Below are 23,441 nucleotides of genomic sequence, written 5' to 3'. Positions count from 1 at the left end.
GTGCTGCGAATGGGCCGCAAAGCGGCCCCCGACAATTTCGAATACCCTACAGCGCTCCCAGCCGAGACCCATTCCATGCAAAGACACTTCATCGAAATCGACGGCGCCCGCATGAGCTACATCGACCAGGGCCAAGGCTTCCCGGTCCTGCTCGGCCACAGCTACCTGTGGTCCGCCGAGATGTGGCAGCCGCAAATCGAAGCCCTGTCAGCACACTTCCGCGTCATCGTCCCCGAGCTTTGGGGCCACGGCGGCTCCGATGCTCCGCCTGCCACGACCATCGACATGAGCGCCCTGGCCCGCCAGCATCTGGCACTGCTGGACGCCCTGGACATTGGCAAATGCCACTTGGTCGGCCTGTCGGTCGGCGGCATGTGGGGCGCGCAACTGGCCCTTGAACACCCCGAGCGGGTGGACCGCCTGGTGCTCATGGACACTTACCTGGGCGCCGAGCCGGAGGAGACTCGGCTCAAGTACTTCGCCTTGCTGGATGCCGCCAGCGAAGCCGGCGAATTCAGCGACCTGCTGCTCGACATCATCGTGCCTATATTTTTCCACGCAGGCGGCCAGACCGTGCCTGAAATCCGTGAGCGGTTTCGTGCTCAGCTGAAGGCAAGCAGTGCACAAACCATTCGCGAGAGCCTTGATCCCATGGGGCGGATAATCTTTGGACGACACGACCTTCTGGAGCGACTCGAGCAGCTGCCGAGCGAGAGAACCATCCTGATGTGCGGCGACCAGGACATTCCGCGGCCGCCGGAAGAGTCCAATGAAATGGCGCGAATCGTTGGCTGCCTGGCGGCGCAGATTCCGTTTGCGGGGCATATCTCCAGCCTGGAGAACCCGCGGGTGGTGAATGAGTTCTTGCTGAATTGGCTACCGCGTAACCGTTGAAGTCATTGGGGCCGCCTTGCGGCCCTTCGCGGGCTCGCCCGCTCCCACAGGGCCCTGCATACGCCGATCAATGTGGGAGCGGGCAAGCCCGCGAAGGGCTGCAAAGCAGCCCCAATGGCACCGTCACCCCTGCCACTTGCCCCCTTCCACAATCACGCTTTCCGGCTTGGTGTCATCGCTCAGTTCCTTGCGCACATACTGGTCATACAGCTTCAGCAGAAACTTCTCCTCCCCCAGCTTGGCCAGCTCGGCATTCACCCAGTCACGCAGCTCGGTGTTGCCCTTTTTCACCGCCGGTGCAATCGGTGCCTCGTCACCCAGCAGCTCAGGCAGCACGCGGTACCCCGGGTTCTGCTTGGCCCAGCTGAACAGAATCAGGTTGTCCTGCGCATAGGCATCGCCACGCCCGGTGGCCAGCGCCTGCAGCGACTCGCTGTTCTTCTCGAACTTGAGCAGTTTCCAGTCCGGGTGGTTCTTGGTCAGCCAGATATCAGCGGTAGTGCCGGTGGTGACGATGATGGTCTTGTCGGCCAGGTCGTCGAGCTTCTGCACCGGGCTGCCATCCGCGACGATGGCCTGCACGGCAACGCGCAGGTTGGGGTTGGTGAAGTCCACCGCTTCCTTGCGCTCCGGGGTCACGGTCATGTTGGCGAGAATCAGGTCGACCTTGTCGCTCTGCAAAAACGGGATACGGCTGGCCGGCTCCACGGCAACGAACTCGACCTTGTTTTCATCACCCAGCAGGTCCTTGGCCAGGCGCCGGCCGATATCGGTATCAAAGCCCACGTAGCGGCCCTGCTCATCGACGAAACCGAACGGTGGCTTGTCGGTGAACACGCCGACAATCAGCTTGTCGCGGGCCTTGATGGTTTCCAGGTAGCTGGTGGCCGGCGAGGCCGCCGCCGGCTTGGGTGGCTCTTCAGCCTTGTTGCAGCCGGCCAGCAGGGCCAGGCCGAACAACGGCGCCAGCAGTTTGGTGAGGTTGGCAGTTTTCATGACAGTTCCTTGTGCAGTGTCTTCGGCAGGCTTTCTACGAAGGAGAATTTCTCCAGGAACTGCTGCGCGCGTGCGGTCCGCGGTCGTGTGAAGAAGCTCTCGGGGTCGCCCTGTTCAAGGATCCTGCCGGCCTCCATGAACACGATGCGGTCGGCCACCGCGCGAGCGAAGGCCATTTCGTGGGTAACGATGAGCAAGGTCATACCGTCGCGGGCCAGGCCCTGGATCACCTGCAGCACCTCCTTGACCATTTCCGGGTCGAGGGCTGCGGTAACCTCGTCGAACAGCATCACCTCGGGGTTCATGCACAGCGAACGCACGATGGCGATGCGCTGTTGCTGGCCCCCGGACAACTGCCGGGGAAAGGCGTCGCGTTTGTCCAGCAGGCCGACCCGCGCCAGCAGCGCCTCGGCCTGGGCCTGGGCTTCGGCGCGCTCGCGCCTTTGTACCTTGAGCGGGCCAAGCAGCAGGTTGTCGATCACGCTCATGTGACCGAAGAGGTGATAGCTCTGGAACACCATGCCGACCCGCTGGCGGATCTCGCGCCAATCGGTGCGCGGGTCGAGCAGCTCCTGCCCGGCCAGGCGCAGGTGGCCGCCGTGGGCCTGCTCCAGGCCGTTGAGGCAGCGCAGCAGCGTGCTTTTGCCACAACCGCTGGGGCCGAGGATGACCACCACCTCGCCGGCCGCCACCTGGAGGTCGACGTCCTTGAGCACCTGGTGCTCGCCAAAGAACTTGTTGAAACCCTGAAATTCGATCAATGCGCTCATGAGTGGGCCCAGCGGCGTTCCAGCACGCGTGAAGCGGCGGACAGCGGATAGCAGACGATGAAAAAGAACAGGAACAAGGCGCCGTAGATCAGCACCGACTCGTAGGTGCGTTCGATAATCTGCTGGCCGGCCTTGATCACCTCGACCACGCCGATCAGCACCGCCAGCGAGCTGGTCTTGATGATCCGCGTGTAGATGTTGATGGTTGGCGGGGTCATGCGCTTGAGCGCCTGTGGCAACAGCACGTAGCCATACAGCTGCCAGCCGGCCAGGCCGATCGACAACCCCGCCTCGCGCTGGCCGCACGGCAGCGAGCGCAGCGCGCCACGCACCACCTCGCCCACCTCGCTGGCGCCCCACAGGCCCAGCACCAGTACCGCGCACCAGAAGCTGGGGATGCTCAGCGCCAGGAAGATCGGCAGGCCGAAGAACACCAGGTACAGCCAGACCAGCACCGGGATGGCACGGAACAGCTCCAGGTACACCTGTAAGGCAATGTTCAGGGCCCGGTTGCCCAAGGTTGCCAGCACGCCATAGAGCACACCGCCCAGCGTCGCGAAGAGGATGCCCAGCGCAGAGATGGCCAGGGTCTGCGCCGCGCCGCCAGCCAGCTGCGGCAATGCCTGCAGCAGCAGTTCAGACGCCGAACTGGCCATGTTGCAGCCTCCTTTCGATATAGCGCAGCAGCAAGGACAGCGGCAGGAACAGCAGCACACAGAGCAGGGTCAGCACGGTGAGCATTTCATAGGTCTTGTAGTACAGCGCGATGTAGTTCTTGGTCGTGTAGAGAATTTCCGGCACGGCCACCGCCGACACCACGGTGGTTTCCTTGAGCAGGAAGACGAAGTTGGCGAACAGTGCCGGCAGGCTGAGGATGCCCGCCTGGGGCAGCACCACATGGCGCAGTAGCTGGCCTTCGGACAGGCCGATGGAGCGCCCGGACTCCAGCTGGGTACGGGGCACGGCCTCGATGCCGGCACGCAGCACCTCGGTGAGGTAGGCACCGCCCATGAAGGTCATGGTGATGATTGCAGCGGCAAAGCCGGAAATCTTCAGGCCCAGGCTGGGCAAGGCGAAGTAGACGAAGAACAGCTGGATCAGCAGCGGCGTGTTGCGGGCCAGCTCCACGTAGGCTTTTACCAGGCGCCACAGGTACGGGGTGCGTAATACCAGCAGTGTGGCGTTGACCAGAGCGACCAGCAGCGAGGTGGCGATGGCGATCAGGCCGACCTGCAGGGTCACGCCCACGGCCTTGAGGAAGGCGGGCAGCGTGCCAAGGATGAATGCGGTGTCGAGGGTCATGGGTAAAGCAGGTCTGCAGGGTGCGCATGGGCACGATAGCTAGACTCTAATGATCTAAAAACTTTTTAATAAATATCTTTATCGCATATGCATATCACTGAGAATTCAGCGCTGATGGCATGTATTGCCGGCGCACACAGGACCTTGTGGGAGCGGCTTCAGCCGCGAACACCGGCGCAGCCGGTGCCATGCACCGGGTTGAATTCTTCGCGGCTAAAGCCCAGAAATGAAAACGCCGACACAAGAGTGTCGGCGTTGGGTCATGCAAGGTAATGCAAGCGCATCAGAACGCCGGCAGCACCGCACCTTGGTACTTCTTGGCGATGAATTCCTTCACTTCCGGGCTGGTCAGGGCCTTGGCCAGTTTCTGGATGGCTTCGCTGTCCTTGTTGTCCGGGCGGGCGACCAGGAAGTTCACGTATGGCGAGTCGCTGCCTTCGATCACCAGCGCGTCCTTGGCCGGGTTCAGGCCGGCTTCCAGGGCGTAGTTGGTGTTGATCATGTCCAGGTCGACCTGGTCCAGCACGCGCGGCAGCATGGCCGACTCAAGCTCGCGGAACTTCAGCTTCTTCGGGTTCTCGGCAATGTCCTTGGGGGTGGCCAGGGCGTTCTTCGGATCCTTCAGGGTGATCAGGCCAGCCTTCTGCAGCAGTAGCAGGGCGCGGCCGCTGTTGCTGCCCTCGTTAGGGATGGCAACGGTAGCGCCTTCTTTCAGTTCGCCCAGGCTCTTGACCTTCTTCGAGTAACCACCAAAGGGTTCGACATGCACGCCGATCACGGTTTCCAGGTGGGTGCCCTTGCCTTCGTTGAAGTTCTGCAGATAAGGCAGGGTCTGGAAGTAGTTGGCGTCCAGGCGCTTCTGGTCAACCTGCACGTTCGGCTGCACGTAGTCGGTGAAAACCTTGATCTGCAGGTCCACACCTTCCTTGGCCAGGGTCGGCTTGATCAGCTCGAGGATTTCGGCGTGCGGTACCGGGGTGGCGGCGACAACCAGTTTCTCGGCGGCGGTAGCCAGGCCGGCAAACGACAGGGCAGCGGCCAGGGCAGTGGTCAGCAGGGTCTTCTTCATGGTGATCCTTGTTCTGGTTCTGGGCCATCGACGATGGCGAATCGGGTGCCCAACCGGTTCACCAGCGGGCGTGAGGCGGACAATACCCAGATTTTTTATTCCGCAAAAATATCTTTTATTTAGCTGCTTATTCCAAAAACAAAATGCTATCAGCCATTTTGCTTTTGAGCAGTGCCTAGCGCGCAGGATCGGGCAGGTCCAGGTCCTCTGCGAGGATCTCCTCGCCATCATTCAGCAGCAAGGCAAAGTGGATGACATTCTCCAGTTCACGGGTGTTGCCGGGCCAGGGGTGTGCCTCCAGCGCCTGCTGTGCCGCCTCGCTAACCAGCGGCACAGGCCGCTGCAGGCGCACGCTGTAGATGCCCACGAAGTACTCGGCCAACGGCAGGATATCGCCCGGCCGCTCGCGCAGTGGCGGTAGCTCCAGCGCTCCCTCGCGCAGGTACTGGTACAGGCGCTCGTTGAAGCGCCCCGCGCGCACCACCCGCGCCAGATCGATGCTGGTAGCGGCCACCAGGCGCACGTCCACCGGTTGCGGCTGCTGCGCGCCCACCCGGGTAACCTCGCGGTTTTCCAGGGCGGCCAGCAGCTTGCCCTGGATGGCCAGCGGCAAGTCGGCGATCTCGTCCAGGTACAACGTGCCGCCGTTGGCAGAGCCGAACCAGCCGGCACGGCTGCTGGCTGTGCCACCTTGGCTGCCGGCACTGTAGCCGAACAGCTCGGCATCGGCGTAGGTGGGGCTGATGGCAGCGCAGTTGACCGACACGAACAACCCGCTGCGGTCACTGGCACGGTGGATCTGCCGGGCCAGCAGTTCCTTGCCGGTGCCGGTTTCGCCACGGATCAGCACCGGCAAGGATTGTGGCGCCAGGTGCTCGAGCTCCTCGCGCAACTGCTGCGAACGTGGGTCGATGAACACCAGCGCCTTGGCGCGGATGCTCAGCGGGCTCTTGTCCAGTTCAGGGAAGGTCAGCAACGGCTGGCCAAAAGGGTTTTGAAAAGTCATGACGAACTCCCGCCCCAGGCCTTCAATGGCCGGGCGTCAGGCAAACGGTAAACAGTAAGGGCGATCAGGCGCGGCGCAGTGCGCGCTGCTCGACCCGGCTCTGCAAGCGATACAAGTAGGCGAAACCTTGTTCCCAGCGCTCATGGCCGGACTTGACGTTGATGTGCCCGGCGTTGGTCAGCAGCCCTGCTTCGGCGCCCCAGACCTGGGCCAGATACAACGCCCTTGGCACGCTCACGGCCGGGTCGTTGTCCGAGCTGACCACCTGGCTGGGGAATGGCAGTGCTTCGGTCGGGATCGGTGCGAAGTTGCGCAGAGCTGGCGCGCAGGTCGGCCGCTCCACGTCAGCGGGTGCCACCAGCAGCGCGCCACGTACCCGCCGCAGCAGGGCCGGGCTGGCCTGCGCGGCCCAATGAGCGACGGTTATGCAGCCCAGGCTATGGGCAATCAGAATCACCGGCGAGCGCTCGGCGGCAATCGCCTGCTCCAGTGCCTGCACCCAGTCCTGGCGTTGCGGAGTCAGCCAGTCGTTCTGCTCGACCCGCATACTGTTCGGCAGGGTGCGCTGCCAGTGACTTTGCCAATGATTGTCTGGCGATCCTTGCCAGCCCGGCACAATCAGGTAACGAATCGACTCATTGCGCATGGGGACGCCTCCGGTGAGTTTGCGTGCTTGGAGACAAGTATAGGGAGGGAGTTATATCAGTAAAGGAATAAGAAGCTATTTATTAATAACCAAAATGCAATCCCTGTGGGCGCGGGTTTACCCGCGAATGCGTCGGTGATGCCTACATCGCATTCGCGGGTAAATCCGCTCCCACAGGGGGCATTGATAGCCATGAAATCCTGGCAAAAAAAAAGGGCCATCCCCTGCCAAGAGATATGGCCCCTAAGCACTTGCCTGAAGAAAGTTGACGAGATCAGCGCGCGGTAATCACCGCCAGCTTGCTGATCCCCGCACGTTCGATGGCCGCCATGGCCCGCGCCACTTCGCCGTAGTTCACGCCGTCATCGGCCTGCAGCTGTACGCGCAGCTCCCCGTCCTTGTCCTTGGCAGCCTTGAGGCTGGTTTCCAGCAGGTCTGGCTGGATCTCGTCCTTGTTGATGAACAACTTGCCGTCACCATCAATGCTGACCACCAGCGGGTCCTTCTGCTCCACCGGGGCCACAGCCTCGGTCTTGGGCAGGTTGATGGGGATGGCATTGGTCAGCAGCGGCGCGGTGACGATGAACACCACCAGCAGCACCAGCATGACGTCCACCAACGGCGTGACGTTGATTTCACTGAGGACTTCGTCGCTGTCCTGGGTCGAAAAGGCCATGTCAGGACGCCTCCTTCACCGGTTGGGTGAAACCGGCCTGGGGCCTGTGCACGGCCGGGTGCACCAGCACGCGGAAAGCACTCTTCTGCGCCAGGCTGTAGAAGTCGTGGGCGAAGTCATCGAGGTCGGCGGCGGTTAGCTTGAGGCGGCGCAGGAAGTAGTTGTAGACCAGCACCGCCGGCACCGCGACGGCGATACCCACGCCGGTGGCCACCAGTGCCGCGCCAATCGGCCCGGCCACGGTTTCCAGGCTGGCGGAACCAGCCGCGCTAATGCCCTTGAGCGCTTCCATGATGCCCCAGACGGTGCCGAACAGGCCGATGAAGGGCGAGGTACTGCCAATACTGGCGACCACCGCCAGGCCGGTTTCCAGCGAACGGCGCTCACGCACGATCTGCTGGCGCAGGGCGCGCTCCAGGCGGTCCTGGTGGTTGATGGCGTGGCTCAGGTCATTGGCCTGGCTGTCACCGACTGCGATGGCGGCATAACCGGCCTGGGCAACACGGGCGACAGGGCCTGGCAGGTGGTGGCTGGGCTCGGCAGCCGAGTCCAGGCTCGAGGCGGCCCAGAATTGCTGGTAGAAGCGTTTGTCCTGGTTCTTCAGCCGCACGAACTGCACGACCTTGACCAGGGCCAGGCCCCAGGTGACGACAGAAAAACCGACCAGCAGCCAGATGACTGCGCTTTCAACGGATTGGAGGGGGGATGCCAGCAGGCTCATGATGATGTCTTCCTGTGTTCTGCGAAAAAGTTAGCGAAGCTTGAAATCAATCGGCACGCTGACCCAGCCGGTCTGGGCCACGTCACCCTGCTTGGCAGGCACGAAACTCCAGCGCTTGACCGCGGCCAGTGCGGCAGCGTCGAGGGCATCACGGCCGCTGCTCTTCTGGATCTGGATCTGTCCGGGCTTGCCGCTGGGCAGCACCTCGACGCGCAGCAGCACGGTGCCTTCCCAACCGCGGCGCTGGGCCATCTGCGGGTACTCCGGCGCCGGGTTCTTCAGGTACGCCGCGTTGGCCGATGCCGGGGTGACCGGGGCCGGCGCGGGTGGTGCTGGCGGGGCCGGAGCGGCCACAGGGGCTGGCGGCGGTGCTTCGACCGGCTTGGGCTGAGGTTTGGGCTGTTGCTTGACCACCGGCTTGGGCACGGGCTTTGGCTTGGGTTTGGGCTTGGCGGCCAGTTCGTCGACCACGGCCGGCGGTGGCGACTGGACCACCGGCGGTGCCGGGGCTGGTGGCGGTGGTTCGACTACAGGCGGTGCTGGCGCGGCGAACTCGATGGTCATCGGCGGTACTTGCGGTGGCACCACCGGCAGCTCGGGCGTTGGTGCCTGGTTGACCCAATACGCTGCTGCGCCATGCAGGGCCAGCACCAGCAGGCCCAGCACCAGCTTGTCGCGGCGCTTGAGCCCACTGACAGGCGTGCGTTGCAAGCGCAGCTGGCCAAGCGGGAGGCGAAGCGTGCGTCCAAGGTCGACCAGGTCACCCGGGGCCGGGCGCCATGGCTGGTCGTAGGCCCTGACGGCCGACTGGACATTACCCATTGATCAAACTCCTGGGACTCGATTCAGGTGTGTGGCTGAATCATCGGGGCCAGGGGCTTATCACTTAAAGTAATGTTTAAAATTATGATTAGAACTTTACTGAATATAGTTTTTGAAGGATTGTGGCAAAGCCGCGGAATTCGCGGGCTGTGGCCGGGCGGGTTTTCAATCATGCATTGCCGGCATGCGAAATATTCGCGTAAGGCATGAGATTGCCGCGAGGGCTGCGCCCTCGATCGCCGGCAAGCCAGCTCCCACAGGGAACGGTGTTACGCGGTCAATGTGGGAGCTGGCTTGCCGGCGATGGGCTGCAAAGCAGCCCCGGCAATCCATCAGGCATAAAAAAGCCCAGGACCAACCCTGGGCTTTTTCATCATCAAAGGCGACTCAGATATCCGCCACCTTCTGCCAAACCTTCGGCCGGAAGAACAATGTCTCCCCACGCGCCAACCCGGTCAGGCTGTCATGGTCCTTGACCACTTCGGCCTCGATCAGCTCGCTCTGCCCCTCCACCTTCAAGGTCACCCGCGTGGTCGCGCCCAACGGCCGGATGTCGCGCACCTCGGCCGCATGGTGCCCTTCGGTCTCATGCCGCGACAGCGACACTTCGTGCGGGCGGAACAGCACATGATGCCCTTCGCTCAGGGCCAGGCGGTTGGAATCACCGAGGAAGTGGTAGACGAAATCGTTGGCCGGGTGCTCGTACACCTCGCCCGGCGAGCCGATCTGCTCGATCACGCCCTTGTTCATCACCACGATGCGGTCAGCCACCTCCATGGCTTCTTCCTGGTCGTGGGTGACGAACACCGACGTCAGGTTGATGTCCTCGTGCAGGCGCGCCAGCCAGCGGCGCAGCTCCTTGCGCACCTTGGCATCCAGCGCACCGAAAGGCTCGTCCAGCAGCAGCACCTTGGGTTCCACCGCCAGCGCACGGGCCAGGGCGATACGCTGGCGCTGGCCACCGGACAACTGCTCGGGGTAGCGGTCGGACAGCCAGTCCAGCTGCACCATGTTCAGCAGTTCATGCACCTTCTCGGCTATCTTGCTCTCGCTCGGGCGCTCGCCCTTGGGCTTCATGCGCAGGCCGAAGGCAACGTTGTCGAACACACTCATGTGGCGGAACAACGCGTAGTGCTGGAACACGAAACCGACGTTGCGGTCGCGCACGTCATGGCCGGACACGTCCTCGCCATGGAACACGATATTGCCCTGGTCGGGGGTTTCCAGGCCGGCGATGATGCGCAGCAACGTGGTCTTGCCGCAGCCGGAAGGGCCGAGCAGGGCCACCAGCTCGCCGCTGTTGATGTCCAGGTTGATGTTGTCCAGGGCCTGGAAGCTGTTGAAGCGCTTGCTGACGTTACGAACTTCGATCGACATGAATCATTCCTCCGCGGCGCTGTGGCGCAGGCGGTTAATACGGTTCTCGCTCCACTGCTTGAGCAGCAGGATGAAGAGCGCCAGGATCAGCAACAGGCTGGCCACGCTGAAGGCCGCGACATGGTTGTACTCGTTGTAGAGGATCTCCACGTGCAGCGGCAAGGTGTTGGTCACGCCGCGAATGTGGCCGGACACCACCGACACCGCGCCAAACTCGCCCATGGCCCGCGCGGTGCACAGCACCACCCCGTAGATCAGGCCCCATTTGATGTTCGGCAGGGTCACGTGCCAGAACATCTGCCAGCCATTGGCGCCGAGCAAGCGCGCGGCCTCCTCTTCCTGCGTGCCCTGCTCCTGCATCAGCGGGATCAGCTCACGGGCCACGAACGGTACGGTGACGAAGATGGTGGCCAGGACGATGCCCGGCAGGGCGAACACGATCTGGATATCGTGGTCCTGCAGCCATGGCCCGAACAGGCCTTGAGCGCCGAACATCAGCACGTAGACCAGGCCCGCGATCACCGGCGACACCGAGAACGGCAGATCGATCAGGGTGACCAGGATACTCTTGCCACGGAAGGTGTACTTGCTCACGCACCAGGCGGCGCTGACACCGAACACCAGGTTCAGCGGCACCGAAATGGCCACGGCGAGCAGGGTCAGCTTCAGCGCCGACAATGCGTCAGGCTCGAAGATCGCCTCGAAGAAGGTGCCAAAGCCGTTCTTCAGCGCCTGCGACACCACGATCACCAGTGGCAGCAGCAGGAACAGCGCGAACACCAGCCAGCCAAGGCCGATCAGGATACGCCGCGAAGTGGCGCTGCCCCGGCGGGCAGCGTTGGCGGCGGCGGTTGCATTCAGGGATGAACTGGACATGCCGGCCTCCTTCAAGGGGTTTCGATGCGGCGCTGCAGCAGGTTGATCAGCAGCAGCAGGATGAAGGAAACCACCAGCATCAGCACGCCGATGGCGGTCGCGCCGGTGTAGTCATACTGGTCGAGCTTGACCATGATCAGCAGAGGCAGGATCTCGGTCTTCATCGGCATGTTGCCGGCAATGAAGATCACCGAACCATACTCGCCCACGCCGCGGGCGAAGGCCAGGGCAAAACCTGTCAGCCAGGCAGGCAGCAGCGCTGGCGCCAGCACATGGCGGAACACCTGCAGCGGCTTGGCGCCCAGGCAGGCAGCGGCCTCCTCCACTTCACGCGGAATGTCGGCCAGCACCGGCTGCACCGTACGCACCACGAACGGCAGGGTGACGAAGGTCAGCGCCAGGGTGATGCCCAGTGGGGTGTAGGCGATCTTGAAGCCCAGGTCGGTGGCGAACTGGCCGACCCAGCCCGAGGGCGCGTACAGGGCGGTCAGGGCGATACCGGCTACAGCCGTGGGCAGGGCGAACGGCAGGTCGATCATCGCATCGATGATCTTGCGCCCGGGGAAGGTGTAGCGCACCAGCACCCAGGCCAGCAGGGTGCCGATCACTCCGTTGATGATGGCGGCGAACAGGGCGGTGCCGAAACTCAGCTTGAGCGCGGCGATCACCCGCGGTGCACTGATGATGTTCCAGAACTGCTCCCAGGTAAGCTGCGCGGCATGCACGAACATGGCGGCCAGCGGTATCAGCACGATCAGGCTGAGGTACACCAAGGTGTAGCCCAGCGTCAGCCCGAAGCCGGGTATGACGGGGGAAATGCGGCGTGACATAAATATCCCTGGTTGAACGCACTTGGCCCGGGAACGATCCCGGGCTGGTGCTAGCTTCTGAAATCCTGGGGCTGCTTTGCAGCCCATCGCGACGCAAGGCCGCTCCTACAGGGGTGCGCGTACCTCTGTAGGAGCGGCCTTGTGTCGCGATGGGCCGCATGGCGGCCCCGCTTTTCCTTGGCCCCTACTGTGCCTGATAGATCTGGTCGAACACACCGCCATCATTGAAGAATTTCGGCTGTGCAGTCTTCCAGCCACCAAAGTCCTTGTCGATGGTCACCAGGTCCAGTTTCGGGAACTGCTTGCCAAACTCGGCAGCGACCTTCTCGTCACGCGGGCGGTAGAAGTTCTCGGCTGCGATCTTCTGCCCGGCCGGGCTGTACAGGTGCTTGAGGTATTCGGTGGCAATCTCGGTATTGCCCTTCTTCTCGGCGTTCTTGTCCACCACCGCCACCGGCGGTTCGGCGAGGATCGACAGCGAAGGCACGATGATCTCGAACTTGTCGGCGCCACCGTCTTCCTTCAGCGCCAGGAAGGCTTCGTTTTCCCAGGCCAGCAGCACATCGCCCTGGCCGTTATTGACGAAGGTGATGGTCGAGCCACGGGCGCCGGTATCCAGCACCGGGACGTGCTTGAACAGCTCCTGCACGTACTCCTTGGCCTTTTCTTCGCTACCGCCGGCCTTCAGGCCATAGGCCCAGGCCGCCAGGAAGTTCCAGCGGGCGCCGCCGGAGGTTTTCGGGTTGGGGGTGATGACCGACACATCCTTCTTGATCAGGTCGCCCCAGTCCTTGATGCCTTTAGGGTTGCCCTTGCGCACCAGGAACACGATAGTCGAGGTGTACGGGGTGCTGGCATCCGGCAGGCGGGTCTGCCAGTTGTCTGGCAGGGTCTTGCCGAGCTTGGCGACTTCATCGATGTCGCCGGCCAGGGCCAGGGTCACCACGTCGGCACGCAGGCCATCGATCACCGCACGGGCCTGCTTGCCCGAACCGCCGTGGGATTGCTGGATCTTCACCTTGTCGCCCGGGTGGGCCTGCTGCCAGTGCTTGATGAACTCGGCGTTGTACTGCTGGTACAGCTCGCGGGTCGGGTCGTAGGACACGTTCAGCAGTTCGTAGTCCTTGGCGATGGCGGAACCGGCAAAAACAGCACTGGCCAGGGCGGCAAGCGCATAACGGCGGATGGACATGGTGAAGCTCCCGATTGGCATTTTTCTAGTTTTTGAATGTGTGGTGCGATCAGCCGGTCTTGTTGCCGGGCTGCTGTAGGCGGAACTTCTCCTTGCGCTCGATCTGTACGACCTGAGCGTTGTGCACGGTGATCTCCACCGCACCGAATCGCAGGTCGCGCAGAGCGCTCTGGATTTCCCGCAGAATGGTGGCTTCGTCCTGACCGTCGATGCTACGCAGAGATGCACTCATGCTCGTTCTCCTTGGAGTGAGGGTGCCGGGCTGAGGTTTGAAGGGGATTTGCGCCTGGCTTGAGGGCAATAGTAGTGAGGCGGGATTATTCTTAAAAATACTGTTTGAGAATGTTTATATAACCATTTTTCAAGCACCGCATTTCCCTTGTAGGAGCAGCCTCGTGCTGCGAAGAGGCCGGCAATCCCATCAGCATTTGATGATGAATTTACCGGCCTCTTCGCAGCACGAGGCTGCTCCTACAAGGGGATGCGTGGTCAGGAGGGTTTCTTCTGTGGCTCGCGGATCTTGTACCAGGCCACATACAAGGCCGGCAGGAACAGCAGCGTCAGCAGGGTCGCCACGATGATCCCGCCAATCATGGCGTAGGCCATCGGCCCCCAGAACACTTCGCGGGCAATCGGGATCATGCCCAGGCTCGCCGCCGCCGCGGTCAGCAGAATCGGCCGGCGCCGGTGGTTGGTTGCCTCCACCACCGCATCCCACGGCGACAAGCCCTGGGCTTCGAACTCGTCGATCTGGGTCACCAGGATCACCGAGTTACGAATGATGATGCCCGCCAGCGCGAGAATGCCGAGAATCGCCACGAAGCCCATGGGCGTACCTGTGGGCACCAGCGCAATGATCACGCCAATCAACCCCAGCGGCGCCACGCTGACCACCAGGAACAGCTTCTGCACGCTGTGCAGCTGGATCATCAGGAACGTCGCCATCAGGAACAGCATCAGCGGGATGACCTTGCGGATCGGCCCCTGCGCCTTGGCGCTCTCCTCCACCGTGCCGCCGGTGGCCACTTCGAAGCCCACCGGCAACTTGCTGGCGAACTCGTCGATCTTCGGCTTCAGCTGGGCCACCAGGTCGGTGGGCTGGATGTCACCGTTGACCGATGCCTTGATGGTGATGGTCGGCTTGCGGTCACGACGCCACACAAGCGGCTGCTCCAGCTCGTAGCGCACAGTAGCGAACGCAAGCAGCGGGATCGAAGTGCCGTTGGGTGTCAGGATCTGCAGGTTCTGCAAGGTATCCGGCGAGCCACGCTCGCTGTCCTCGGCACGGGCGACCACGTCGACCAGGTAGATGTTGTCGTTGACCTGGGTGATCTGCACGCCGCTGACGATGCTGTTCATCACATTGGCCACGTCCTCCGACGACAGGCCCAGCTGGCGCGCCTTGTCCTGGGCGATTTCCACGCGCAGCACCTTACCCGGCTCGTTCCAGTCGTAGATCATCTCGCCGATGTGCTCGTTCTGGTCGAGCAAGGTGGCCAGCTCGATGGCGTGCTTGCGAACCTCGTCGATATTGGCACCGCTTACCCGATACTGGATCGGTCGGCCCACCGGTGGGCCCATTTCCAGCGATTGCACGTTGGTGCCGACGCCAACGAATTCTTCATGCAGGATCTTCTGCAGGCGCTCCATCATGGCCTGGCGTTCTTCGAAGCCCTTGCTGACGATCACCAGCTGCGCGTAGTACGGGTTCTGCAACTGCTGGTCGAGGGGCAGGTAGAAGCGGATCGCGCCCTGGCCGATATAGGTACTCCAGTGCACCAGGTCCGGGTCGTCCTTGATCCGCGCCTCGAAACGGTCGACCACCTTGCGCGTCTCCTCGATCGAGGCGTTCTGCGGCAGGTTGAGGTCGACGAGGATTTCCGGGCGGTCAGAGGACGGGAAGAACTGGTTCTGCACGAAGCGTTCGCAGAAGATCGCCAGGGCGAACAGCACCACGGTGCCGATGATGGTCAGCCAGCGGTTGCGCATGCACCACAACAAACCATGCTCGAAGGCCCGGCCGACGCGCCCGGGCTCGGCTTCATGGTGCTTGAGCTTGGCACTGCTGAGGATGTGCACGCCTAACACCGGGGCGAAGAATACCGCCACCACCCACGACACCATCAGTGCCACGGCAATTACCGCAAACAGCGTGTAGGTGTATTCACCCGCCGAACTGGCGTTGAGGCCGATCGGCACGAAACCGGCCACAGTCACCAGGGTGCCGGTGAGCATGGGGAAGGCTGTGGAGGTATAGGCAAAAGTCGCCGCCTGCTCCTTGCTTTCGCCCATTTCCAGCCGTGTGACCATCACTTCCACAGTGATCATCGCATCATCCACCAGCAGGCCCAGGGCGATGATCAGCGCCCCCAGCGAAATACGCTGCATGGTGATGCCGCTGTATTCCATGAACACGAACACCATGGCCAGCACCAGTGGGATCGAGCAGGCCACCACCAACCCGGCACGCACGCCGAGGCTGACAAAGCTCACCGCCAGCACGATTACCACCGCCTCGAACAGCGCGCTGGTGAAGCCGCCGACCGCTTGCTTGACCACCACGGCCTGGTCGGAAACAGTGTGCACCCCGACGCCCACCGGCAGGTCTTCGACCACCTGGTCCATGCGCTTTTTCAGCGCCGCGCCGAACACCTGGATATTGCCGCCGGCCTTCATGCCGATGGCCAGGCCCAGCGCCGTCTGGCCGTTGTAGCGGAACATCGGCGAAGGAGGGTCGACGTAGCCGCGCTCGATATCGGCGATGTCTGCCAGGCGGAAGAAGCGGTCGTTGATCTTCAGGTTGACGGTTTCCAGGTCCTTTTCCGAGGTGAACTGCCCGGAGGTACGCACCGAGATACGTTCAGGCCCTGCCTCGATCACACCGGCAGGGGTCACGGCGTTTTGCGATTGCAGGGCCTGCATGACCTGGCGCTGGTCGATGCCCAAGGCTGCCAGCTTGCGGGTGGAGAAGTTCAGGTACAGCACTTCGTCCTGGGTGCCGATCAGCTCGATCTTGCCGATGTTGGGCACATCGCGCACTTCGGCCCGCGCCTGCTCCACGTAGTCGCGCAGCTGGCGCAGGGTCAGGCCGTCGGCAGTGAAGGCATAGATAGAACCGAACACATCGCCGAATTCATCGTTGAACCCGGGCCCCTGGATGCCTGCAGGGAATTCACCGCGAATGTCCTGGATCTTCTTGCGCACCTGGTACCAGATTTCCGGGATGTCCTTGGCCTTGGTGGTGTCGCGCAGGTACACGTAGACCGTGGATTCGCCGGGGCGGGTGTAGCTTTTGGTGTAGTCGAGGGAGTCGAGTTCCTCGAGCTTCTTCTCGATACGGTCGGTGACCTGGTACAGGGTTTCGTCCTGGGTAGCGCCGGGCCAGCGGGTCTGGATGACCATGGTCTTGATGGTGAACGACGGGTCTTCCTCACGGCCCAGGTTGAAGTAGGAGAAAATCCCCATCAACAGGGCAACGAACATCAGGTACCAGACGAACGATTGATGCTTGAGCGCCCAGTCGGACAGGTTGAAGCTTCCTTTCATTGCGCATCCTCGTCGAAGGTGACCTTCTGGCCAGGCTTGAGGCTATTCACGCCCGCAGTCACCACCCGCTCGCCGGGCTGTACGCCCGAGGTCAGGACGATGCTGTCGGCGGTTCGACCGATCAGGGCCACATCACGAGTGGCCACGGTCTTCTGTTGCGTATCGATCACCCATACCTGGGTCTTGCCGTCGCGCTCGAGCAAGGCACTCAAGGGCAGTTCACTGCGCGGCGACACCTCCGAACTCAGGGTCACGCTGATGGCGGTGCCCAGGTGGAAGGCCGCCGGGGTGCTGGCCAGGGTCAGGCGCGCGCGGCGGGTGCGAGTGGTGGCGTCGGCCTGGGGTTCCAGTTCCCGCAGGCTGGCGGTGGTGTTGATGGTCGGGTCCAGCTGCGAAGCAACGGTGAACGTCAGGCCTTTGCTCAACTGCTCGGCCAGGCCGATCGGCAGGTCGATCACCGCTTCCTTCACATCCGGCCTGGCCAGGGTTACCACGGCCTGGCCGGCGGTGACGGTTTGCCCGGCTTCGGCCTGCCAGGCAGTGATTACCGCGGCGTGGTCGGTGCGCAGGGTACTGTAATCGAGCTGGTCACGCGCCTGGCTGAGCGCAGAGCGCGCTTGCTCCAACGCCGCACTGGTGGTTTTCAGATTGGTCTGAGCGATATCCAGCTGGGCCTGGGCGCCTACGCCACGGTCGTACAGCTGTTGTTGGCGGCGGGCATCGGCCTGGGCGTTGATCCACTGCGCCTGCACCTTGGCCAGGTCGCCCTCGGCGGCGCGCAACTGGTTCTGCTGGTCGGTCGGGTCGAGGGTGGCCAGGGTGTCGCCCGGTTTCACCTGGGCGCCCACATCCAGCCAGCGCCGGGCAATACGCCCGGAAACCCGGAAGCCCAAGGTGCTTTCGAAACGGGCCTGGATACTGCCGGCGAAGCGGCCCAGCTGCGACTGCACCTGGGGTTCGACCTTGACCGACAGCACCGGCCGAATCGGCTCCGGCACTTCATCCTCGCTACTGCAGCCGGCCAACAGCACGCCGGCCGACAGCATCAGCAGCAGGCGCTTCATAGCTCACCCCCTTTGGCCTTGGCATCGACCTTCAGTACCTGCATGCCGGGGTGCAGCAACTGCCCGCCATTTACCACCACGGTCTCGCCGCCTTTCAGGCCACTGGCGACCACGATCCTGCCGGTGAGGTAACGGCTGACCTCGACCTTGCGCAGCTCTACCTTGTCACCCTCGCCCACTACCCAGACGGCGGGCTCATGCAGGGCCTTGGTCAGTGCCGACCATGGCAGCTCGATACTTGGTCGGCCCTGGGCATTGGTGGTGGCCGTCACCGGTGCACCCAGTTGCATCCCTGGCGGCACATCCCTCAGCCCGACCTTGACCTGTACCGTGCCGCTTTGCGCGGACACCGTAGGGGTGATTTCGCGCACGAAGCCACGGGCCTGAACCTTGGGGTCGTCCAGCAGGCTGACGATCACTCCAGCGTCGCTGGGCGGGGCCACCAGCAGCGATTCGTAGACATTGAACACGGCATCACGGTCGCCATCGGTGGCCAGGCTGAAGATTGGCATGGTCGCTTGAACCACCTGGCCGACCTCGGCCTGGCGCTCGGTGATGACCCCATCGGCCTCGGAGACCAGCGCGGTATAGCTCAGTTGTTCGTTGGCATTGGCCAATTGCGCTTGCGCGGCCTTGAGCGCGCTCTGGTTGCTGCGCAGCGCGGCTTCGGCGGAATCGTATTCGCTCTGGCTGGTGTAGCCCTTGGGCAACAGCTTTTGCTGGCGCACGAACGCGGCACTGGTCTGGGTGACCCGCGCCTGCGCGGCGAACACCTCGGCCTTGGCCGAGTCGACATTGTTCTGCAGGTCTTTCGGGTCCAGCCGCGCCAACACCTGGTTGGCCTTTACGTGGTCGCCGACATCGACACTGCGCGAAATGATCTTGCCGCCCACCCGGAACGACAGGTCGGTCTGCACCCGCGCCTGCACATCGCCAGTCAGGGTGACCCTGGCAGCGAAATCGGTGGGTGATACCTGTTGCACGCCTACGCGTGGCAGTGTTTCGGTGGTTTCTTCCTTACTACAGCCCGACAGCAGGGACACAAGCCCCAGGCAGACGACCAACAGCGGACGTATCAACGTCATGCAGGCTCCTTGCTTGCGCGCAAATGATTCGTGGAATGCGACTGTCAGCGTAGTTCAGGGTTCGATAAACGGCACTAACCGCGATCAAGCTGGCATTTTCGGCGCCTGCGCGGGCCTCTTCGCGGGCACGCCCGCTCCCACAGGATGGTCGCCAGCCTCAAGCGTGCGCTGTACCTGTGGGAGCGGGCGTGCCCGCGAAAGGGTGAAGGTCAGAGCTGAACTGAAGCCTTGTTCAGTCCCAGTTCGATGTCATCGATCAGTGCTTTTGCAAAGCCACTGAGAATTCTCGCGGCACTACCGGCCAGCCGGTCATTTTCCATCTCGGCTTCGGTCGTCAGGTGATTGATGCAACCGAGCATTACGGAGAGTTCGGAGAAGGCATGGTTGAAGGGGATGTTGGCCTGGACGCGAAACAGGTCCATGCAGGTTTCGCGGCCGACGGTGCTGCTGTTTTTTGGGTGATTTGGAACGTGCGTTGTCATGGTCGGAATCCAATGTCGTTTATGGAACCGCCAGCTCATCTTTCTCACGGATAAGGGGTGGCAGCCGTACGCGGGGTGAGAAAACCGAGGACATTGAACCCGGCCAGGCCTAGGCCTGCCCACGCAAGGCCGCCATGACAGGAAGCCTGTTCAACATCGAGCGGGTTTCTCACACCCGGTCACCTTGGTTGGCGACTCGACGACGTTATCCCTGGGGCATTTCCCCTACAACAGAGCAGCTTCCACACGGCTCGTAGGATAATTCCCAAGCCGATCCAACTGAAGCCTTTGGTTTGAGTTGATGAAAAGTCGTACGCCTTGAGGGCCCCTTCGCGGGCATGCCCGCTCCCACAGGAATGTCGCCAGCCCCAAGCCAGTGCTGTACCTGTGGGAGCGGGCGCGCCCGCGAAGAGGCCGGCACAGCAATGCATGAGCTTCTGCCATATTCAGAAACCATCAGCCACCCGGTAACCCCCGCTTCAGCCACTACCTTTCAAAAGGAGATTCAATTTCAAGGAAGATCACAATGCCACTAGCCGAATCCCACCGACTGCGTCGTGGGCGCTACTCCGAGCCAGGCAGGCTCTACCTGCTGACCACCATCACGCACCAACGAAAACCACTGTTCCATGACTTCGACAATGCTCGCCTGGTGGTCAAACATCTGCGGGTTTCAAATGACATTCAGGATTGCCATTCCCTGGCCTCGGTAGTGATGCCGGACCACCTGCACTGGCTGGTCGAGCTGAAGGAAGTGGCATTGGGAACGTTGATGCGCAAGTTCAAATCACGCACAGCCATTGCGTTACGCAAGGCAGGTGTCAGGCACAAACCGATCTGGCAACCCGGTTACCATGACCATGCGCTGCGGCGGGAAGAGTGTGTGGTGCATACAGCCCGGTACATTGTTGCCAATCCTCTGAGAGCAGGATTGGTCAGGAGTGTCAGGGACTATCCACACTGGGATGCGGTATGGCTTTGAGTCGGCGTTGGGGCCTTCGCGGGCTTGCCCGCTCCCACAAGGACATCACAGCCTTCAGGCTTGTGGTGATCCCTGTGGGAGCGGGCGAGCCCGCGAAAGGGCCAGATCAGGCCGACGCCGCAACCTGCGCCGGGCGCTTCACCTGTGGCTGCGAAGCATTCGCCGCAGCGCCCTCTTCGATCGCCTGCTGTATCGCCTTGCGCCGGCGCTCTTCCGCTTGGCGGCTGAAGTACCAGACGAAGAAGGTCACCAGCGACACCGACAGCAGGATCAGGCTGGCCACGGCGTTGATCTCCGGCTTCACGCCCAGGCGCACCGCCGAGAACACTTCCATCGGCAAGGTGGTCGAACCAGGGCCGGAGACGAAGCTGGCCAGTACCAGGTCATCCAGCGACAGGGCGAACGACATCATGCCGCCCGCCGCCAGCGATGGCGCAATCATCGGGATGGTGATCAGGAAGAACACCTTCCACGGCTTGGCACCCAGGTCCATCGCCGCTTCCTCGATCGACAGGTCCAGCTCCCGCAGGCGTGCCGACACCACCACCGCCACATACGCGGCACAGAACGTGGTATGGGCGATCCAGATGGTGACGATGCCACGCTCCTGCGGCCAACCGATCATCTGCGCCATGGCCACGAACAGCAGCAACAGCGACAGGCCGGTGATCACCTCGGGCATTACCAACGGCGCGGTGACCAGGCCACCGAACAGCGTGCGTCCCTTGAAGCGGGTAACCCGGGTCAGCACGAACGCCGCCAAGGTACCCAGCGCCACCGCCGCCACCGCCGTGTAGCAGGCGATTTCCAGCGAACGCATCACCGACCCCATCAACTGGGTGTTGTCGAGCAGGCCGACGTACCACTTCACCGACCAGCCACCCCACACCGTCACCAGCTTGGAGGCGTTGAACGAGTAGATCACCAGGATCAGCATCGGCAGGTAGATGAACAGCAAGCCGAGCACCAGCATCAGCTTGGAGAAACTGAAGCGCTTCATGCCCTGCCCTCCATTTCTTTGGCCTGGCTGCGGTTGAACAGCAGGATCGGCACGATCAGGATCGCCAGCATGACCACCGCCAGCGCAGAGGCCACCGGCCAGTCACGGTTGTTGAAGAACTCTTGCCACAGCACCTTGCCGATCATCAGGGTTTCCGGGCCGCCAAGCAGTTCAGGAATCACGAACTCGCCCACCACCGGGATGAACACCAGCATGCAGCCGGCGATGATGCCGTTCTTCGACAGTGGTACGGTGATCTTCCAGAAGCTGTTGAAGGTGCTCGAACCCAGGTCCGAAGCGGCCTCGAGCAGGCTCGGGTCGTGCTTCACCAGGTTGGCGAACAGCGGCAGGATCATGAACGGCAGGTACGAATAGACCACGCCGATGTACACCGCCAGGTTGGTGTTGAGGATTTGCAGCGGCTGGTCGATCAACCCGGTCCACAGCAGGAAGCCGTTGAGCAGGCCGTTGTTGCTGAGAATGCCCATCCAGGCATAGACGCGGATCAGGATCGCGGTCCAGGTCGGCATCATGATCAGCAACAGCAGGACCGTCTGGGTTTCCTTCTTGGCGTTGGCAATGGCATAGGCCATCGGGTAGCCGATCAACAGGCACAGCAGGGTGCTGAAGAAGGCCATCTTCAGCGAGCCCAGGTAGGCCGAGATATACAGCTCATCCTCGGTCAACAGGCCATAGTTGGCCAGGTTGAGCACCAGCTGCAGCTTGTCTTCGACGTAGCTGTAGATCTCGGTATACGGCGGGATCGCCACGTCGGCTTCGGCGAAGCTGATCTTCAGCACGATGAAGAACGGCAGCATGAAGAACAGGAACAGCCAGATGAACGGCACGCCGATCACCAGGTGCCGCCCCTCCGGGGTAATACGCTGGAAGGCTCGCTTGAGCTTGCGCAGTTTCATGACCGCAGTACCACGCCGCTGTCGTCTTCCCACCACACGTACACTTCATCGCCCCAGGTCGGGCGGGTGCCCTGGCGCTCGGCGTTGGCGACGAACGACTGGACGACCTTGCCGCTCGGCAACTCGACGTAGAACACCGAGTGGCCACCCAGGTAGGCAATGTCGTGAACCTTGCCGCGCGACCAGTTGTGCTCGCAGGTCGGTTGCTGGGTGGTGACCAGCATCTTTTCCGGGCGCAGGGCGTAGGTGATGTGCTTGTCTTCCACCGACGTGGTGATGCCGTGGCCGACATAGATCTTGCGCTCCAGCTCCGGGCTGGCAATGATCGCGTGGCCTTCGGCGTCGTCGACCACTTCACCTTCGAACAGGTTGACGTTGCCGATGAATTCGCACACCAGGCGGCTGGTAGGCGTCTCGTAGATGTCCACCGGCGAGCCGATCTGGGCGATCCAGCCCAGGTGCATGATGGCGATGCGCTGGGCCATGGTCATGGCCTCTTCCTGGTCGTGGGTCACCATCACGCAGGTCACGCCAACGCGCTCGATGATCTCCACCAGTTCCAGCTGCATCTGCGAACGCAGTTTCTTGTCCAGTGCACCCATCGGCTCGTCGAGCAGCAGCAGCTTGGGGCGCTTGGCCAGCGAGCGGGCCAGTGCCACGCGCTGGCGCTGGCCGCCGGACAGCTGGTGCGGCTTGCGCTTGGCGTACTGGGTCATGTGCACCAGCTTGAGCATCTCGGCCACGCGGGCGTCGATCTCGGCCTTGGGCATCTTGTCCTGCTGCAGACCGAAGGCGATGTTCTGCGCCACGGTCATGTGCGGGAACAGCGCGTAGGACTGGAACATCATATTGATCGGCCGCTCGTAGGGCGGCATGTCGGTGATGTCGACGCCATCGAGGAAGATCCGCCCTTCGGTCGGGCGTTCGAAGCCGGCCAGCATGCGCAGCAAGGTGGACTTGCCGGAACCGGAGCCCCCCAGCAGGGCGAAGATCTCGCCCTTGCGGATTTCCAGGGACACATCGTCCACGGCTACCGTTTCGTCGAACTTTTTCGTGACCCGGTCGATCTTGACCAGCACCTGCTTGGGTTGCTGGCCACCCTCGAGGGCTTTTTTATAGGCACCGGAGGCAACTGCCATGAGTGAAACTCCCAACAAGATTTTTGTGCCCGCGAGCCCTGTGCTACAG

General features: G+C 62.5%; 24 protein-coding genes. 2 read left to right on the top strand and 22 right to left on the bottom strand.

Annotated elements, in window-relative coordinates; genetic code table 11:
• Positions 1–75: 75 nt before the first annotated feature.
• Positions 76–894: an alpha/beta fold hydrolase gene (locus IMX18_RS25495; RefSeq protein WP_054573433.1), complete on the top strand. Its 819-nt coding sequence runs from the start codon at positions 76–78 to the stop codon at positions 892–894.
• Between the two features lie 123 nt (positions 895–1,017).
• Here the strand turns inward: IMX18_RS25495 and IMX18_RS25490 are convergent, their stop codons facing one another.
• From IMX18_RS25490 to IMX18_RS25400, 19 genes are all read right to left on the bottom strand, one after another.
• The gene (locus tag IMX18_RS25490; RefSeq protein ID WP_015272203.1) at positions 1,018–1,890 is read right to left on the bottom strand and encodes a transporter substrate-binding domain-containing protein; all 873 of its coding nucleotides are present in this window, start codon (positions 1,888–1,890) and stop codon (positions 1,018–1,020) included.
• Entirely contained in the window at positions 1,887–2,660 is a 774-nt protein-coding gene (locus IMX18_RS25485) for an amino acid ABC transporter ATP-binding protein (RefSeq protein ID WP_054573408.1), read from the bottom strand. Before IMX18_RS25485 ends, IMX18_RS25490 begins: the two co-directional genes overlap by 4 nt.
• Positions 2,657–3,316 (bottom strand): amino acid ABC transporter permease, encoded by a 660-nt coding sequence (locus tag IMX18_RS25480; protein ID WP_015272205.1) that lies wholly within the window; start codon positions 3,314–3,316, stop codon positions 2,657–2,659. The genes IMX18_RS25485 and IMX18_RS25480 overlap by 4 nt, the downstream gene beginning before the upstream one ends.
• Positions 3,297–3,962: an amino acid ABC transporter permease gene (locus IMX18_RS25475; RefSeq protein WP_100412814.1), complete on the bottom strand. Its 666-nt coding sequence runs from the start codon at positions 3,960–3,962 to the stop codon at positions 3,297–3,299. Before IMX18_RS25475 ends, IMX18_RS25480 begins: the two co-directional genes overlap by 20 nt.
• Before the next feature lie 283 nt (positions 3,963–4,245).
• A complete protein-coding gene (locus IMX18_RS25470; protein ID WP_003258552.1) occupies positions 4,246–5,031 on the bottom strand; it encodes a MetQ/NlpA family ABC transporter substrate-binding protein in 786 nt (261 codons plus the stop codon).
• Between the two features lie 175 nt (positions 5,032–5,206).
• Positions 5,207–6,037, bottom strand: coding sequence for a sigma 54-interacting transcriptional regulator (locus IMX18_RS25465; protein WP_015272207.1), 831 nt, complete (start codon positions 6,035–6,037; stop codon positions 5,207–5,209).
• Positions 6,038–6,101: 64 nt separating this feature from the next.
• Entirely contained in the window at positions 6,102–6,683 is a 582-nt protein-coding gene (locus IMX18_RS25460) for an alpha/beta hydrolase (RefSeq protein ID WP_015272208.1), read from the bottom strand.
• Between the two features lie 274 nt (positions 6,684–6,957).
• A complete protein-coding gene (locus IMX18_RS25455) occupies positions 6,958–7,359 on the bottom strand; it encodes an ExbD/TolR family protein (RefSeq protein ID WP_054573412.1) in 402 nt (133 codons plus the stop codon).
• A 1-nt stretch (position 7,360) separates the two neighbouring features.
• A complete protein-coding gene (locus tag IMX18_RS25450; RefSeq protein WP_217189996.1) occupies positions 7,361–8,080 on the bottom strand; it encodes a MotA/TolQ/ExbB proton channel family protein in 720 nt (239 codons plus the stop codon).
• Positions 8,081–8,110: 30 nt separating this feature from the next.
• Entirely contained in the window at positions 8,111–8,902 is a 792-nt protein-coding gene (locus IMX18_RS25445) for an energy transducer TonB (RefSeq protein ID WP_015272211.1), read from the bottom strand.
• A gap of 387 nt (positions 8,903–9,289) precedes the next feature.
• Positions 9,290–10,279, bottom strand: coding sequence for a sulfate/molybdate ABC transporter ATP-binding protein (locus IMX18_RS25440; protein WP_013974693.1), 990 nt, complete (start codon positions 10,277–10,279; stop codon positions 9,290–9,292).
• Positions 10,280–10,282: 3 nt separating this feature from the next.
• Positions 10,283–11,155: a sulfate ABC transporter permease subunit CysW gene (gene cysW, locus IMX18_RS25435; RefSeq protein ID WP_015272212.1), complete on the bottom strand. Its 873-nt coding sequence runs from the start codon at positions 11,153–11,155 to the stop codon at positions 10,283–10,285.
• Between the two features lie 11 nt (positions 11,156–11,166).
• Positions 11,167–11,985, bottom strand: a complete 819-nt coding sequence (gene cysT, locus IMX18_RS25430; protein ID WP_013974695.1) for a sulfate ABC transporter permease subunit CysT — start codon at positions 11,983–11,985, stop codon at positions 11,167–11,169.
• A 184-nt stretch (positions 11,986–12,169) separates the two neighbouring features.
• Complete coding sequence (locus IMX18_RS25425; protein ID WP_061304717.1) at positions 12,170–13,177, bottom strand: sulfate ABC transporter substrate-binding protein; 1,008 nt, start codon at positions 13,175–13,177, stop codon at positions 12,170–12,172.
• 49 nt (positions 13,178–13,226) lie between these two features.
• Positions 13,227–13,409, bottom strand: coding sequence for a sulfur starvation response protein OscA (oscA, locus tag IMX18_RS25420; RefSeq protein WP_003258557.1), 183 nt, complete (start codon positions 13,407–13,409; stop codon positions 13,227–13,229).
• Positions 13,410–13,666: 257 nt separating this feature from the next.
• Positions 13,667–16,723 carry an efflux RND transporter permease subunit gene (locus tag IMX18_RS25415; RefSeq protein ID WP_054573415.1) on the bottom strand — a complete coding sequence of 1,019 codons (3,057 nt, stop codon included), beginning with the start codon at positions 16,721–16,723 and terminating at the stop codon, positions 13,667–13,669.
• Complete coding sequence (locus IMX18_RS25410) at positions 16,720–17,787, bottom strand: efflux RND transporter periplasmic adaptor subunit (protein ID WP_013974699.1); 1,068 nt, start codon at positions 17,785–17,787, stop codon at positions 16,720–16,722. Before IMX18_RS25410 ends, IMX18_RS25415 begins: the two co-directional genes overlap by 4 nt.
• Positions 17,784–18,872, bottom strand: coding sequence for an efflux RND transporter periplasmic adaptor subunit (locus tag IMX18_RS25405; RefSeq protein WP_015272214.1), 1,089 nt, complete (start codon positions 18,870–18,872; stop codon positions 17,784–17,786). Before IMX18_RS25405 ends, IMX18_RS25410 begins: the two co-directional genes overlap by 4 nt.
• A 209-nt stretch (positions 18,873–19,081) precedes the next feature.
• Entirely contained in the window at positions 19,082–19,354 is a 273-nt protein-coding gene (locus IMX18_RS25400; protein WP_015272215.1) for a DUF3077 domain-containing protein, read from the bottom strand.
• A 526-nt stretch (positions 19,355–19,880) separates the two neighbouring features.
• Here IMX18_RS25400 and IMX18_RS25395 point away from each other — a divergent pair.
• Entirely contained in the window at positions 19,881–20,336 is a 456-nt protein-coding gene (locus IMX18_RS25395) for an REP-associated tyrosine transposase (RefSeq protein ID WP_217189997.1), read from the top strand.
• Positions 20,337–20,442: 106 nt separating this feature from the next.
• Here IMX18_RS25395 and IMX18_RS25390 read toward each other — a convergent pair whose 3' ends face one another.
• The 3 genes from IMX18_RS25390 to potA are packed head-to-tail and all read right to left on the bottom strand — an operon-like array spanning position 20,443 to position 23,392.
• Positions 20,443–21,336, bottom strand: coding sequence for an ABC transporter permease subunit (locus IMX18_RS25390; protein ID WP_003258560.1), 894 nt, complete (start codon positions 21,334–21,336; stop codon positions 20,443–20,445).
• On the bottom strand, positions 21,333–22,253 hold the full coding sequence (locus IMX18_RS25385) for an ABC transporter permease subunit (protein ID WP_013974703.1): 921 nt from the start codon (positions 22,251–22,253) through the stop codon (positions 21,333–21,335). Before IMX18_RS25385 ends, IMX18_RS25390 begins: the two co-directional genes overlap by 4 nt.
• Positions 22,250–23,392 carry a polyamine ABC transporter ATP-binding protein gene (gene potA, locus IMX18_RS25380; protein ID WP_013974704.1) on the bottom strand — a complete coding sequence of 381 codons (1,143 nt, stop codon included), beginning with the start codon at positions 23,390–23,392 and terminating at the stop codon, positions 22,250–22,252. The genes IMX18_RS25385 and potA overlap by 4 nt, the downstream gene beginning before the upstream one ends.
• Between the last annotated feature and the right edge of the window lie 49 nt (positions 23,393–23,441).

It is taken from the genome of Pseudomonas shirazica, assembly GCF_015168335.1.
GTDB lineage: Bacteria > Pseudomonadota > Gammaproteobacteria > Pseudomonadales > Pseudomonadaceae > Aquipseudomonas > Aquipseudomonas asiatica.
Note: the sequence above shows the minus strand (reverse complement) of the source record. Positions and strands in the feature narration are given on the sequence as shown.

Bases quoted from the DNA above. Each gene is read 5' to 3' on its own strand.
- IMX18_RS25495 (WP_054573433.1), top strand. From the start codon at position 76: ATGCAAAGACACTTCATCGAAATCGACGGCGCCCGCATGAGCTACATC.
- IMX18_RS25490 (WP_015272203.1), bottom strand. From the start codon at position 1,890: ATGAAAACTGCCAACCTCACCAAACTGCTGGCGCCGTTGTTCGGCCTG.
- IMX18_RS25485 (WP_054573408.1), bottom strand. From the start codon at position 2,660: ATGAGCGCATTGATCGAATTTCAGGGTTTCAACAAGTTCTTTGGCGAG.
- IMX18_RS25480 (WP_015272205.1), bottom strand. From the start codon at position 3,316: ATGGCCAGTTCGGCGTCTGAACTGCTGCTGCAGGCATTGCCGCAGCTG.
- IMX18_RS25475 (WP_100412814.1), bottom strand. From the start codon at position 3,962: ATGACCCTCGACACCGCATTCATCCTTGGCACGCTGCCCGCCTTCCTC.
- IMX18_RS25470 (WP_003258552.1), bottom strand. From the start codon at position 5,031: ATGAAGAAGACCCTGCTGACCACTGCCCTGGCCGCTGCCCTGTCGTTT.
- IMX18_RS25465 (WP_015272207.1), bottom strand. From the start codon at position 6,037: ATGACTTTTCAAAACCCTTTTGGCCAGCCGTTGCTGACCTTCCCTGAA.
- IMX18_RS25460 (WP_015272208.1), bottom strand. From the start codon at position 6,683: ATGCGCAATGAGTCGATTCGTTACCTGATTGTGCCGGGCTGGCAAGGA.
- IMX18_RS25455 (WP_054573412.1), bottom strand. From the start codon at position 7,359: ATGGCCTTTTCGACCCAGGACAGCGACGAAGTCCTCAGTGAAATCAAC.
- IMX18_RS25450 (WP_217189996.1), bottom strand. From the start codon at position 8,080: ATGAGCCTGCTGGCATCCCCCCTCCAATCCGTTGAAAGCGCAGTCATC.
- IMX18_RS25445 (WP_015272211.1), bottom strand. From the start codon at position 8,902: ATGGGTAATGTCCAGTCGGCCGTCAGGGCCTACGACCAGCCATGGCGC.
- IMX18_RS25440 (WP_013974693.1), bottom strand. From the start codon at position 10,279: ATGTCGATCGAAGTTCGTAACGTCAGCAAGCGCTTCAACAGCTTCCAG.
- cysW (WP_015272212.1), bottom strand. From the start codon at position 11,155: ATGTCCAGTTCATCCCTGAATGCAACCGCCGCCGCCAACGCTGCCCGC.
- cysT (WP_013974695.1), bottom strand. From the start codon at position 11,985: ATGTCACGCCGCATTTCCCCCGTCATACCCGGCTTCGGGCTGACGCTG.
- IMX18_RS25425 (WP_061304717.1), bottom strand. From the start codon at position 13,177: ATGTCCATCCGCCGTTATGCGCTTGCCGCCCTGGCCAGTGCTGTTTTT.
- oscA (WP_003258557.1), bottom strand. From the start codon at position 13,409: ATGAGTGCATCTCTGCGTAGCATCGACGGTCAGGACGAAGCCACCATT.
- IMX18_RS25415 (WP_054573415.1), bottom strand. From the start codon at position 16,723: ATGAAAGGAAGCTTCAACCTGTCCGACTGGGCGCTCAAGCATCAATCG.
- IMX18_RS25410 (WP_013974699.1), bottom strand. From the start codon at position 17,787: ATGAAGCGCCTGCTGCTGATGCTGTCGGCCGGCGTGCTGTTGGCCGGC.
- IMX18_RS25405 (WP_015272214.1), bottom strand. From the start codon at position 18,872: ATGACGTTGATACGTCCGCTGTTGGTCGTCTGCCTGGGGCTTGTGTCC.
- IMX18_RS25400 (WP_015272215.1), bottom strand. From the start codon at position 19,354: ATGACAACGCACGTTCCAAATCACCCAAAAAACAGCAGCACCGTCGGC.
- IMX18_RS25395 (WP_217189997.1), top strand. From the start codon at position 19,881: ATGCCACTAGCCGAATCCCACCGACTGCGTCGTGGGCGCTACTCCGAG.
- IMX18_RS25390 (WP_003258560.1), bottom strand. From the start codon at position 21,336: ATGAAGCGCTTCAGTTTCTCCAAGCTGATGCTGGTGCTCGGCTTGCTG.
- IMX18_RS25385 (WP_013974703.1), bottom strand. From the start codon at position 22,253: ATGAAACTGCGCAAGCTCAAGCGAGCCTTCCAGCGTATTACCCCGGAG.
- potA (WP_013974704.1), bottom strand. From the start codon at position 23,392: ATGGCAGTTGCCTCCGGTGCCTATAAAAAAGCCCTCGAGGGTGGCCAG.